Here is a 12024-nt window from a genome sequence, read left to right as displayed (position 1 = left end):
CAGGTCAGGCGGTCAGGCCGGGGTGAGGAAGAAGACCTCGTCCCATGTCGTCGCTTGCGGTGCGAGAGCCCCGCAGAGCGCGAGCAGCACACCGGCCGAGCCGTTGAGGAATCCCGGGTCGTCGACGAGCTCGCCACGTCGGGGCTCGTCGGTCACCACGTAGGGACGGGCCTCGTCCGCCAGTGACAGCACGGTCGACAGCGAGTCCTCGGCCATGGCCCGGAAGGAGGCCGAACCCGTGACCGCGTGGGCCCGCTGATAGACCGCCAGCAGTCCGGCGTGGCCGTGACAGAGGCTGGGCGAGAAGATGTTCCGCTCGGCCGGCGCCCAGTCCGCCACCCGCTGCAGGGCGCCGACCGCGGTCGCCTCGAGGCCGGTGTCGCCGAGGACCTTGGAGGCGCTCAGCAGGGCGATGCCGATCCCCGGAGCGCCGTAGCACCAGGCGGCGCGCGCGGAGTGCTGGCCGAGCGGGGCCACGGGCAACCCGGTTCCCTCCTCGGCCCGCAGGAGGTTCGGCCAGGCGGCGCCGGGCACCTCGTCTTTGAGCTGATTTTCGACCAGCCAGGCCGTGGTCTGCGCCAGGCGTTCGGCCGGGCCCGAGCCGCCGATTCCGGCGGCGGCCACGGTGCACAGGGCCGAGACGATGCCCGGCAGGCCGTGCGCGAAGCCCAGGTTGTACATCCCGTACGGGGCCTGCTCCTCGTACCCCGGATACGCCGGGTAGTAGTCCGACGAGGTGAACCAGCCGAACCGCCGCCGGTCGTCCGGCTCGGTCACCCGCAGGAGATACTCCGTCAGCCGCTCGGCCGCGACACGGATCGGGTCGCCGGGCGAGGACTCCAGGACCGTGCAGAGCCGGACCGCCGCGGCCAGCTGACCGGCCGCGCCCGAGATGACGTCGAAGTCGGAGACGGGCAGCCCCGCACCGGGCTCAAGACGCGGCGCGGCCAGGATCTGTTCGCCGAGCCGGTCGGCGATCCGGTGCAGGGACGGCAGGTAACGGCGGTCGTACACCGCGAAGTCGAGCAGAACGGACGCGAAACCCGCGGTGCCCGCGTAGAGCCCGGCCCCGGCCAGCGGCTCCTCGGCGGTGGCCTGCGCGGCACGGCGGAGCAGCGCCTGCGCCGCGTCGAGGAGTTTCGGCTCCTCCAGCGCCTTGCCGGCGTGCAGCAACGCCAGCGCGATCCCGGGATAGCCGTCGGCGAGGCTCGACCCGTGCGCCGCGGACGCGTGGCCTGCGGCCGTCCGCTCCGCCTTCGGCCCCGATTCCCGCGCCGTCTCCCGCTCCGTCTCCGCCGCCGCACCGGCGAACGCCGCCAGCCGGTCGGCCATGGCGCGGGCCACCTCGGCGGTCCTCGTACCGAATTCCCGCACCCCGAATTCCTGCACTTCCTGCACCGCCACCGCGAACTTCCCCCGATTCACCACAATTCCCGGCGCCGCTCCCCGAACGACGCACCGAGGCCGACTGCCGGCCGTTTCCCGGGAAGCCCCCGGCGCCGGATGGCACCGGGACCTTCCCCCCTACGGGCGCACGCCCGTCAGGCGATCAGGCGATCAGCAGACCGTCGGGTAGCCGATCGTGATGGGGCAACCGCAGGAAGCGTTGTTGCAGGACCAGCAGGTGCTGCCGATGCTCGCGAAACCCTGAGCGGTGTCCTGGACCGGGGCAACGGCCACGCGAACATCGAGATCGAAATCCTGCTCCATCTTTACCTCCACTGTGAATTCATGAATTCCCGCTCCCCCGGCCGGGCTCCACTGAATTCCGTGCATGGGAGCGGCTGTAGGAGAGTTCTAGCACGCAGTTCGAATGCGATGGCCGGTTTTGACGCACCGTTTCGGCCATGAGAGATGTGGCGCAGTTAACAAGATCACGAAAGTTGCTGATCAACTTCTAGTGGAATGGTTTGATCCGGACGCAGGATGGCTGGTTTCCGTATCATCCGGTGGTTGAGGGGCGTCGTGGGGCGTCCATCTTCCGCCGGTGCGGTGGATGTTGAGGGCTTTGTGCGGTTTGCGGTGATCACCGGAGAATGGACTGGCTCGATCGGTGCACTACGGGTCTTTCGTCCGGCGGTGACCCGGCCGGAATGAGTCATGTGATCGCTGCGTAAACAGGGGAGGAATTCCGTGCCCGCGTGGACGAGCTGGTTGCGGCGGTGACCGCCCCTTCCATGCGGTTGTACGCCGACGCCGATCGGAGCATGGCGCACTCCGACCCCGACGGCCGCGCCTTGCGTATCGGGTGCGCCGCCTGTTCAACCTGCGGGTCGCTCTTGCCGAGGCCGGCTTCCACGCCGATGTCGCGCTCCTGCCCGAGCCGGAGGACGCCTCCTTGCCGGCCCTGGTGCGCACGAGACCGTCCGATGACGGTGAGGACGCCGGGCTGAGGCTGCTGGAGCCGGCGGTCCGGCAGCGGCACACCAGCCGCTACCCGTTCGCCGAGAAGGCGATCCCGGACGACGTGCGCACCGCGTTGATCGACGCCGCTCGGAGCGAGGAGGCCGTGCTGTCCTTCCCCGAGTCCTGGCAGGCGCGCTGGGTGGAAGAACTGGCCAAGGAGGCCGAGGCGCGCAACCTCACCGACCCCGGCAGCGAGCAGGACCTCGCCCGTTGGACGCGGATCGGTGCCGGTGAAGCGGACACGGCGACCGACGGGGACCCGGAGTACGCCCTCGGTCCGGGCAAGCACGGCGGCAGGGCGCCGATGCCGAGATGCACGCCGGTGCGGTGGAGCAGGACACCTGCGGTCGCGCTGCCGTACGAGGGCGTCCGATATCGTCATCGGCCAGCGCAGCGAGCCCCGCAGGCGCGGGGACCACCACGCCGTGAGCTGGGGTTTCCCGCGGCCAGTGGGTGGATTCTCATCGCTTCTGGAGAAACGGACCTTCTGTCGGCCGATTGATCGGGGCTTGGGAGGGAGCGTCGGTTCGTCCCGTCGCGCAGCGCTTGACCTTGGCCGCCGGCGGTTGGCTTGAGAAACAGGTGTACCACCCTGCGATCACCTTGTACGAGGGAAACGTCGGATCTGGCCTCAGTCGGAGAGCAGGGCCCGCGTCCATGCTTCCTCGCGCCGTTCGATGTATTCGGTGTCGTCGCGCCAGGTGTCGCCGTGGCCTTCGGTCCAGAGGGTGGACCAGGGCTGGTGGCCTTGGGCAGCCTGGTCGGGTAGGAAGTCGTGCATGGAGCGTGTGCGGCGGCTCAGCAGGGGTACCAGTCGGCGCCGTTCGGGCTCGTCGAGTCCGTAGGCGTCGGCGAAGAGCCGTAGCCGGTCCGGTGTGTCGGTGCGTTGCTAGGTGGGGTCGGCGGACAGGGGGATGAAGCCGTGCACGGCGTAGGCGACGTCCCAGAGGCGGGAGGCGGGGCCGGCCGTGTCCCAGTCGATGAAGGTCCACCCGTCCAGCGCGTGCACCGCCGGTGTCCAGGGGCCGGCCGGACGGCGGACGGTGTCGCCGATCCGGACGACGCCGGCGCTGACGTTCCCGCCGGGGAGGGGCTGTGCCGCGGCATGGGGCTGGTCGTGGGTCGTCACGGGTGCCCAGCCTAGTCCGGCGTGATCATGTGATCGGTGGTTCAGGCCGGAGGGACGTAGCCGCGGGTGTGTACGAGGTGCTGGAGGAGGCGGGTGAAGGCGCGCGTGGCGGCGCTCTGGTAGGCGCCTTCGCGCCGTAGGAGGGTGACGGTGCGTGTGGGCAGGGGTGGGTCCAGGGGGACGGGGCTCAGGTGGGGGTGGTCGTCGGTGATGGCGTCGGGCAGGACGGTGGCCAGCGGGGTGCGGCGGACGATTTCGGTGAGGGCCTGGATGGAGTTGGCCTCCACGGCGATGTGCGGCCGGACGCCGTGGGCCGCGAAGTAGGCGTCGATGTGGCCGCGGGTGGCGAAGTCGCCGCTGAGCAGGGCGAGGTGACGCTCGGCGAGGTCCTGGACGGGTAGCGGGTCCTGCCGGTCCGTGCCGGGCCGGTGGGCTCCGGTGACGAGGCCGAGGGTCTCGGTGAACAGGCCGGTCGCGGCGATGCCGGGCGCGTGGGGGCCGTGGAAGGCGATGCCGAGGTCGAAGTCGTCGGCCAGCAGTCCGGCTTCGACGCGGTCCTGGGTCGTCTCCCTGACCTCCAGGGTGATCCCCGGGTGCCGGGCGTGGAGTTCGGCGGTGAGGGGGCCGATGAGGTAGGCGGTGAAGGTGGGGGTCAGGGCCAGGCGCAGGTGGCCGCGGGAGAGATCGGCCAGGTCGACGACGGCGCGTTCGGCGGCCGCCAGGTCGCGCAGGGCGCGGCGGGCGTGCTGCGCGTACGTCTCGCCGGCGTCGGTGAGCCGTACGGTGCGGCCGGTGCGGTCGAGGAGCTGGGCGCCGACGGTGCGCTCGAGCTGCTTGATCTGCTGGGACAGCGTGGGCTGGGAGATGTGCAGCTCCTCGGCGGCGCGCGTGAAGTTCGCGTGGTCGGCGACGGCGAGCAGGTAGCGCAGGTGGCGGAGTTCCAGGGCCATGGGGAGAAGTATAGGTGTGGTCTATGGGAGTCATGGGTATTGGCTCTTGGACGCTATAGGTCCAGGTCATGCATGGTGGAACACGTCAGCCCCACGGGCCGGCAGTCACGGAAGGAGTGACCATGCACGACCTCACCGACGGCGTCGCGCGTTTCCAGCGGGACGTCCACCCCGCCAAGGCGGAGCTCTTCGCCCGCCTGGCCACCACCCACCGGCCGACGACGCTGTTCATCGGCTGCTCCGACGCCCGCGTGGTGCCGGAACTGATCACCCAGAGCGAGCCCGGCGAGCTGTTCGTCGTCCGTACGGCCGGCAACCTCGTCCCCGCCTACACGCCCGGTCCGGACGGGATCGCGGCGAGCATCGAGTACGCCGTCGCCGTCCTGGGCGTCACCGACATCGTGGTCTGCGGGCACTCCGCGTGCGGGGCGATGACCGCCCTCGCCGAGAGCCACGACCTGAGCACCGCGCCCGCGATCGCCGGCTGGCTCCGCTTCGCGGACGCCTCCGTCGCCCGTACCGCCGCCGAAGCGCCGGACGTGGCCGCCCTGGTCCGCGAGAACGTACGCGCCCAGCTGGCGAACCTGGCCACCCACCCCTCGGTGGCCCGCGCCCTGGCCGCGGGCGCGGTCACCCTGCGCGGCTGGGTCTACGACATCGCCTCCGGCGCCGTCGATGAGCTCGACCCCACCGGCCGTCCGGCCCACCTCGCGGCCTGACCGCCGCGCTCCACCCCCACCCCCACCTCCCGCCCCTCTCCGAAAGGAAACCCCTCCCATGACGCACGCCCAGTTCGACCCCGCCGCCCGTCAGGCCCTGGCCATCGAGGCCGTCGAGGCCAAGGTGCGCAAGGACCTGTCCTGGCAGCAGATCGCCGACGCCGCGGGCCTGTCGGTCGCCTTCGTCACCGCCGCCGTGCTCGGCCAGCACCCGCTGCCCGAGGCCTCGGCCAAGGCCGTCGCCGAGCTCCTGGGCCTGGACGACGACGCCGCGACGACGCTGCGGACCATCCCGACCCGCGGTTCCATCCCCGGCGGCATCCCGACCGACCCGACCATCTACCGCTTCTACGAGATGCTCCAGGTCTACGGCACCACCCTCAAGGCCCTGGTCCACGAGCAGTTCGGCGACGGCATCATCAGCGCGATCAACTTCAAGCTGGACGTGAAGAAGGTCGCCGACCCCGAGGGCGGCGAGCGCGCCGTCATCACCCTGGACGGCAAGTACCTGCCGACCAAGCCCTTCTGACCGGCCGATCCACGCGAGAGGAACCCCATGGACTTCGTACAGCGCACCATCGACCTCGCCCGCCGCAACGTCGAGGAGGGCGGCCGGCCGTTCGCGACCGTCATCGTCAAGGACGGCGAGATCCTCGCCGAATCCCCCAACAGGGTCGCGCAGACCAACGACCCGACCGCGCACGCCGAGATCCTCGCCATCCGCGAGGCGTGCGTGAAGCTGGGCACCGAGCACCTGACGGGCACCACCATCTACGTCCTCGCCCACCCGTGCCCGATGTGCCTGGGCTCGCTGTACTACTGCAGCCCCGACGAGGTCGTCTTCCTCACCACCCGCGACTCCTACGAGCCGCACTACGTGGACGACCGCAAGTACTTCGAGCTGGACTCCTTCTACGGCGAGTTCGCCAAGGACCCCGCCGAGCGCCGCCTGCCCATGCGTCACGAAGCGCGCGAGGCCGCGGTCGACGTCTACCGGTTCTGGCAGGAGCTCAACGGCGGCGAGCGCCGCGTGGCGGGCGCCCCCACCGCCTGATCCCCACGGCCTGACTCCTCAGACGCTCCTCACCCGCTCCCCGGCGACAGCAGCTCCTTGGCGACGATGTGGCCGGAGGCGCCGTTGACGCCGTGTCCCGGCCAGGTGGCCGCGCCGACCATGTAGAGGTTCGGTACGACGGTCCGGTGCGACGCCTGGCCGGGCAGGGGGCGCAGCAGGTAGCTCTGGGCCAGTTCGTGGCTGCCGCCGTAGGGGTCGCCCGGACCGCAGTTGGGGTTGAAGCGGGCGAGGTCGGGCGGTGCGAGCACGTGCCGGCCGATGACGGCCGCGGGCAGGTTCGGCGCGTGGCGGGCGGCGAGTGCGATCACCCTGTCCGCGAAGGCGTTCTTCACCTCCTCGGTCCATCCGTCGCGGGTGTCGATCTCCCCGGCGGCATCCCCGCGCAGCCGCAGCGGCACGTCCAGCATCTGCAGCCGGGCCACGGCCGCGCCCGCCGGGCAGCGCGTCGGGTCGGCGGCGGACGGCGTGTCGAAGGAGATCGTCGGTGTCGCGGGAAGCAGGCCCCGGGTCGCCTCGCCCACCGAACGGGACAGCGCGTCGAGGCCCGGCGTGAGGTGCGACTGCCCGGTGCGGGCCAGCCGCTCGTCCTCGAACACGGGCGGCTCGGACAGGGCCAGGTGCAGTTGGACGCAGCCGCGTCCGTAGCGGTACTCGCCCGCCTGCCGCCGGATCGCCGGCGGGACCGCGCCGTCCTCGTGCGCGAGCAGCTTCAGGTACAGCCGGTCGGGATTCACCGAGGCGACGACGGCCCGCCGGGCCTCGGCGACGTCCCCGTCCGCCGTGCGCACGGCCACCGCGCGGCCGTCGCGGACCAGGATCCGCTCCACCCACCGTCCGGTCGTGACCCGGCCGCCGTGCCGCTCGATCAGGGCCGTCAGCGCGTGGGCGAGCCGTTCGCTGCCGCCCTCCGGCGTGGGCATGCCGGCCGTGGTCACCGCGATCAGCACCAGCAGCGTCCAGAAGGCGCTGTTGACCTCGTCGGGCCCACGTCCCAGGTGCAGCGCCCACGGCGCGAGCATCCCGTGCAGCACGGGCGAGGCGAAACGGTGCTCGAGCAGGTCCCGGGACGTACGGAGGAAGTCCCGGGCGAACGTCGAGTAGTGGCCGTCCTCGTGCATCAGGTCGTGGATGACCCGCCCCGACTCCGGGCTGGTGAGGTCCGCGGCGAACAGCGCGAACACCGGCCCGGCGTACGGCGCGAAGTCCGTCAGCAGAGCGGTGAGGGCGGCGCCGTCGCCCGGGGCCAGGCGATCGGCCTCCGCCACGTTCTCGGCGGCGTCCGTGGAGAACACCGCGGACCCCGAGCCGGGCGTCGACACCCCGATGGCGTAGCGGGAGTCGCGGTACGTCAGCCCGAACCCGGCCAGCTCCGGGCCGAGTTCGGCGTAGGCGGGGCCGGAGGTGAACAGGGGGTGCGCCGAGGAGTACACGTCGTGCCGGAACCCCGGCACGGTGAGCTCCTCGGTGCGGACGAGGCCGCCGGGACGGTCGTTGCCCTCGAGGACGAGGACGCCCCATCCCGCGCGGGCCAGATACGCCGCCGTGACCAGTGCGTTGTGACCGCTACCGACGACAACCACGTCATACCGGCTCATAGAGGATGGTGGCACGGTTCCAGGGCGGTGCGCCAGCCGAAGGCTAGGGTGACCGCCATGCGGCTGCTGCTGACGTCGGACACCCATGTGCCCCGGCGCGCCCGCACGCTTCCCGGGGAGCTCCTGGCGGAGGCGGCGCGTGCGGACGTGGTGATCCACGCGGGGGACTGGGTGGACGTGGCCACCCTCGACCTCCTCGCCTCGCACGCGCGACGGCTCGTCGGCGTGTACGGCAACAACGACGGCCCCGGACTGCGCGCCCGGCTGCCCGAGGTCGCTTTCGCCGACATCGGCGGGCTGCGGTTCGCCGTCGTCCACGGGACCGGCCCGGCCCGGGGGCGCGAGAAGCGGTGCGCCGAGCGGTTCCCCGGGGTGGACGTGCTGGTCTTCGGCCACAGCCACATTCCGTGGGACACCACGGCTCCCGGCGGGCCGCGGCTGCTGAACCCCGGTTCCCCCACCGACCGGCGGCGCCAGCCGCACCACACGTACATGACGGCCGAGGTGAGCGAGGGGCGGCTCGCCGACGTCACGCTGCACCGCCTCGGCTGAGCCGCCCGCGGGCGGCGGGCGCCACCCGGACGGACGCGTCGCCGGAGCGTTGTGCTTCGGACGCGGCATCGGGGGAACCCGGACGGTCATGTCACGCACTCCCGGCCCGGACGCACCCCCGGACCCCGTCCCCGAGCCTCCCGGCAGCGCCGAGTCGTACTGGATGGCCACGGTGGCGGCGGCCCCCCGCGCCGAGCCGCTGACCTCCGACCTCGACGTGGACGTCGCCGTCGTCGGCGGCGGTGTCGCGGGCCTGAGCACCGCCTGGGAGCTGATCGACGCCGGCCGCTCGGTGGCCGTCCTGGAGGCCGACCGCCTCGCCGCCGGGGTCAGCGGGTACACCACCGCCAAGCTCTCCGCGCTGCACACCTTCGTCTACGACAAGCTGCGCCGCACCCGCGGCGAGGAGGGCGCACGGCTGTACGCGCGGTCCCAGCGGGAGGCGGTCGAACGGGTCGTCGAGGTCGCCGCCGTGCTGCGCGTGGACTGCGAGCTGGAGCGGGCGCCCGCCTTCGTCTACGTCACCGACCCGGCGCGGCGGGCGGCCGTCGAGGCGGAGGCCGAGGCGGCCCGTGGGGCCGGGCTGGACGCCTCGTACACCGAGGAGACCGGGCTGCCCTTCCCGGTCGCGGGCGCCGTACGCGTCGAGGACCAGGCGCAGTTCCACCCGCGCAAGTACCTGCTCGCGCTCGCGGACGACCTGCGCGAGCGCGGTGGGCGCCTCTTCGAACGCACCCGGGTCACCGGGCTGACCGAGGGCACGCCGTGCCGGCTGACGACCGAGAACGGCGCCGTGGTCACCGCCCGCGAGGTCGTCGTGGCCACCCACTACCCCGTCTTCGACCGGGCCCTGCTGTTCACTAGGCTCTCCCCGCGCCGCGAGCTGGCGATCGCCGCCGTGATCCCCGCCGGGGACGACCCGGCCGGGATGTACATCACCGACGAGGACCGGACGCGGTCGGTGCGCACGGCCCCCTACGACGAGGAGCGGCGGCTGCTGATCGTCACGGGCGAGCACTTCACCCCCGGCGAGGGCGGCGTCGCCGAACGCTACGCCCGGCTCGCCGCCTTCGCGGCCGAGCACTTCCCGCGCGCCGAGTTCGTCCACCACTGGGCGGCCCAGGACAACGACCCCACCGACACGGTGCCGCTCGTCGGGCCCTTCCACCCGGGCGCCGAGCACACCTACGTCGCCACCGGCTTCGGCGGCTGGGGCATGAGCGGCGGCGTGATGGCCGGGCGGCTGCTGACGGAACTCATCGTCGGGCGGTACGTCCCGCCGTGGGCCGGGCTGTACGACCCGCGGCGGCTGTGGAGCACGGTGCGCGAGGCGCCCGCCTTCCTCCGGCACCAGGCGTCCGTCGGACGCCACTTCGTCGGCGACCGGCTGCCCACGACCCACGCGGACTCGGCCGCGGACATCCCGCCCGGCGGCGGTGCCATCGTCCGCCTGGGCGGCAGGCGCTGCGCCGTCCACCGGGAGGACGACGGCACCCTGCGCGCGGTCTCCGCGCGCTGCACCCACCTGGGCTGCCTGGTGGCCTTCAACGCCGCCGAGCGGACCTGGGAGTGCCCCTGCCACGGCTCGCGGTTCGCCGTCGACGGCACGGTCCTCCAAGGGCCGGCGACCCGGCCCCTGGACGTGCGGGACGTCCGCGACGTCCCGGAGGAGTGACGGTGGCGGTCCGCCCGGCCCCGCGCGGGGAACTGACGGCCGCGCTCGCCGAGGCGCTCGCCCGCGACCCCGGCGCCCGCCTGCCCGACGACGCCGTCGCCGGCCGCGCGGACCCCTACGGCGACGACCTCCAGCTCGCGCTGTACCTCTGCTACGAGCTCCACTACCGGGGCCTCGACGGGGTCGACGACACATGGGAGTGGGATCCCGGACTGCTGCGGCTGCGCCACGCCCTCGAACGGGCGTTCCGATCCGCCCTGCGCGCGGACGTACCGCCCGGCGACGACGTGGACTCCGCGCTCGGCGACCTGGTGACCGAACCGCTCGACGGCCACGGCGTCACGCATTTCCTGCGGGACGAGGGGCAGCTGTGGCAGCTGCGCGAGTACGCCGCGCACCGCTCGCTCTACCAGCTCAAGGAGGCGGACCCGCACGCCTGGATGATCCCGCGGCTGACCGGCGCGGCGAAGGCCGCCCTGGCCACCGTCGAGTACGAGGAGTTCGGGGCCGGCCGCGCCGAGCGGGTGCACGCCACGCTCTTCGCCGCCCTGATGCGGGACCTGTACCTCGACGACACCTACGGCCACTACCTGGACGCGGCCCCGGCCCCGACCCTGGCCACCGTCAACCTCATGTCGCTCCTCGGCCTCCACCGGGCCGCGCGCGGCGCCCTCGTGGGGCACTTCGCGGTCGTCGAGAGCACCTCCCCGCCCGCCTCCCGGCGGATGATCGAGGCGCTGGAGAGGCTGGGCGGGGGAGCGGCGGCCGTCCACTTCTACGCCGAGCACGTGGAGGCGGACGCGGTGCACGAGCAGCTCGTACGCCACGAGGTCGTCGGCGGCCTGCTCCGCGAGGAGCCGCGTCTGGCGGCCGACGTGGTGTTCGGGATCGCCGCCACCCTGCTGCTGGAGGAACGCCTGGGCGACCACCTCCTCGGCGCCTGGCGGGCGGGCCGGTCGTCGCTGCGCGTGCCCCTACGCTGAGGAAGGCCCGTCCCCGAACTCTCCATCGCCCCGTGGCGGCGGGGGACCTCGATGGCTGGTGTCGCACCACGGGAAGATCCGGCTCAGCCGGCACGTGCACAGGGCGACCACGGGCCGGTCGGAACGCGTGAGCGTGCCGTCGTCCCCCACGACCTCGACGGGCCCCTCGACGAGCATCGGGCCGCCCAGCTCCTGCCACACGCGGCGGGCGGGCGGACCGGGCGCGGCGTGCTCACGGTGGTCACGGTCGTCATGTGCGTCACGCGCGTCAGGGGCGTCACGAGGTGCGCCGGGCACGGATCACCACCAGTTCCTCCTTGTCCTGACCGGGCGCGAGCAGACCGCGCGAGCGCAGCCACTCGGCGCGCGCACGGACGACCGGGCCGAAGGGAACGAACCGGCGGTCGGTGATCCGCGCGTCCAGCCCGCCCTCGGCCAGCCGGGCGAGCGTCGTCTCCACCCCGGACAGCACGGAGTGCACGAGCAGCAGCACCCCGGCCGGCTCCAGCAGGGCGGGTACACGGGCGCACAGCGGATCGAGCACCCTCCGCCCGTCCTCCCCGGCGTCCCGGGGCCGGTCGGCCGCCCGGGGCGGGCGCCCGGTGGCGGGCGCGGGCATGTACGGCGGGTTGACCAGCACCAGGTCGAAGCGCTGCCCCGTGACCGGCCCCAGCAGGTCACCGCGCACCGCCCGGATGCGGCGCCGGGCCAGCAGGCCGTTGACGCGGGCGGTGAGCACCGCGCGCACGGAGACGTCGACGGCCGTGACCCGTGCCGCCCCCTGCCGGGCCGCGGCGAGGGCGAGCGCGCCGGTCCCCGTCCCGACGTCGAGCACCCGGGCCCCGGGCGGCAGGCACTCCCGCCGCAGGGCGGCCTCCAGCATCCACGTGTCCTCCTGCGGCGCGTAGACACCCGGAGGCTTGAGGAACCACATCCATCC

The 12024-nt window shown here is 73.1% G+C and carries 15 protein-coding genes; 7 read left to right on the top strand and 8 right to left on the bottom strand.

The features are described 5' to 3' along the window. Positions 1–12 precede the first annotated feature (12 nt). On the bottom strand, positions 13–1404 hold the full coding sequence (locus J1792_RS24400; RefSeq protein WP_086568423.1) for a lanthionine synthetase C family protein: 1392 nt from the start codon (positions 1402–1404) through the stop codon (positions 13–15). Positions 1405–1557: 153 nt separating this feature from the next. Continuing rightward, positions 1558–1710, bottom strand: a complete 153-nt coding sequence (locus J1792_RS24395; RefSeq protein ID WP_179198839.1) for an FDLD family class I lanthipeptide — start codon at positions 1708–1710, stop codon at positions 1558–1560. A gap of 538 nt (positions 1711–2248) precedes the next feature. On the opposite strand from J1792_RS24395, the gene J1792_RS24390 reads away from it, so the two are divergent. After that, positions 2249–2908 (top strand): hypothetical protein, encoded by a 660-nt coding sequence (locus tag J1792_RS24390; RefSeq protein WP_207248216.1) that lies wholly within the window; start codon positions 2249–2251, stop codon positions 2906–2908. 129 nt (positions 2909–3037) lie between these two features. Here the strand turns inward: J1792_RS24390 and J1792_RS34430 are convergent, their stop codons facing one another. From J1792_RS34430 to cynR, 3 genes are all read right to left on the bottom strand, one after another. Beyond that, the gene (locus J1792_RS34430) at positions 3038–3187 is read right to left on the bottom strand and encodes a hypothetical protein (RefSeq protein ID WP_242646580.1); all 150 of its coding nucleotides are present in this window, start codon (positions 3185–3187) and stop codon (positions 3038–3040) included. 108 nt (positions 3188–3295) lie between these two features. Next, positions 3296–3535: a hypothetical protein gene (locus tag J1792_RS34425; protein WP_242646579.1), complete on the bottom strand. Its 240-nt coding sequence runs from the start codon at positions 3533–3535 to the stop codon at positions 3296–3298. 41 nt (positions 3536–3576) lie between these two features. After that, the gene (gene cynR, locus J1792_RS24380; protein WP_207248215.1) at positions 3577–4485 is read right to left on the bottom strand and encodes a transcriptional regulator CynR; all 909 of its coding nucleotides are present in this window, start codon (positions 4483–4485) and stop codon (positions 3577–3579) included. A gap of 122 nt (positions 4486–4607) precedes the next feature. On the opposite strand from cynR, the gene J1792_RS24375 reads away from it, so the two are divergent. Genes J1792_RS24375 through J1792_RS24365 form a run of 3 tightly spaced genes read left to right on the top strand, consistent with a single transcriptional unit; the run spans position 4608 to position 6258 of the window. After that, the gene (locus tag J1792_RS24375; RefSeq protein WP_207248214.1) at positions 4608–5204 is read left to right on the top strand and encodes a carbonic anhydrase; all 597 of its coding nucleotides are present in this window, start codon (positions 4608–4610) and stop codon (positions 5202–5204) included. A 58-nt stretch (positions 5205–5262) separates the two neighbouring features. Beyond that, positions 5263–5733 carry a cyanase gene (cynS, locus tag J1792_RS24370; RefSeq protein ID WP_086569331.1) on the top strand — a complete coding sequence of 157 codons (471 nt, stop codon included), beginning with the start codon at positions 5263–5265 and terminating at the stop codon, positions 5731–5733. Positions 5734–5760: 27 nt separating this feature from the next. Beyond that, positions 5761–6258, top strand: a complete 498-nt coding sequence (locus J1792_RS24365) for a nucleoside deaminase (RefSeq protein ID WP_086569333.1) — start codon at positions 5761–5763, stop codon at positions 6256–6258. A 29-nt stretch (positions 6259–6287) separates the two neighbouring features. On the opposite strand, the gene J1792_RS24360 is transcribed toward J1792_RS24365, so the two are convergent. After that, positions 6288–7859 carry a phytoene desaturase family protein gene (locus J1792_RS24360; RefSeq protein ID WP_207248213.1) on the bottom strand — a complete coding sequence of 524 codons (1572 nt, stop codon included), beginning with the start codon at positions 7857–7859 and terminating at the stop codon, positions 6288–6290. A gap of 72 nt (positions 7860–7931) precedes the next feature. On the opposite strand from J1792_RS24360, the gene J1792_RS24355 reads away from it, so the two are divergent. The 3 genes from J1792_RS24355 to J1792_RS24345 all read left to right on the top strand — a co-directional run bounded on the left by J1792_RS24355 (position 7932) and on the right by J1792_RS24345 (position 11084). Next, positions 7932–8426, top strand: coding sequence for a metallophosphoesterase family protein (locus tag J1792_RS24355; RefSeq protein WP_086569349.1), 495 nt, complete (start codon positions 7932–7934; stop codon positions 8424–8426). 163 nt (positions 8427–8589) lie between these two features. Then, positions 8590–10101, top strand: a complete 1512-nt coding sequence (locus J1792_RS24350) for an FAD-dependent oxidoreductase (protein ID WP_207248453.1) — start codon at positions 8590–8592, stop codon at positions 10099–10101. Positions 10102–10103: 2 nt separating this feature from the next. Next, positions 10104–11084: an iron-containing redox enzyme family protein gene (locus J1792_RS24345; RefSeq protein ID WP_242705248.1), complete on the top strand. Its 981-nt coding sequence runs from the start codon at positions 10104–10106 to the stop codon at positions 11082–11084. On the opposite strand, the gene J1792_RS24340 is transcribed toward J1792_RS24345, so the two are convergent. Together J1792_RS24340 and J1792_RS24335 are read right to left on the bottom strand one after the other, a co-directional pair. Beyond that, entirely contained in the window at positions 11076–11261 is a 186-nt protein-coding gene (locus J1792_RS24340; RefSeq protein ID WP_086569339.1) for a CDGSH iron-sulfur domain-containing protein, read from the bottom strand. The genes J1792_RS24345 and J1792_RS24340 overlap by 9 nt on opposite strands. A 100-nt stretch (positions 11262–11361) precedes the next feature. After that, a complete protein-coding gene (locus J1792_RS24335) occupies positions 11362–12018 on the bottom strand; it encodes a HemK2/MTQ2 family protein methyltransferase (protein WP_086569341.1) in 657 nt (218 codons plus the stop codon). Between the last annotated feature and the right edge of the window lie 6 nt (positions 12019–12024).

The sequence above is a fragment of the Streptomyces triculaminicus genome (assembly GCF_017349075.1).
GTDB classification, from domain to species: Bacteria; Actinomycetota; Actinomycetes; order Streptomycetales; family Streptomycetaceae; genus Streptomyces; species Streptomyces triculaminicus.
This window is presented reverse-complemented; position numbering and strand designations above follow the sequence as displayed.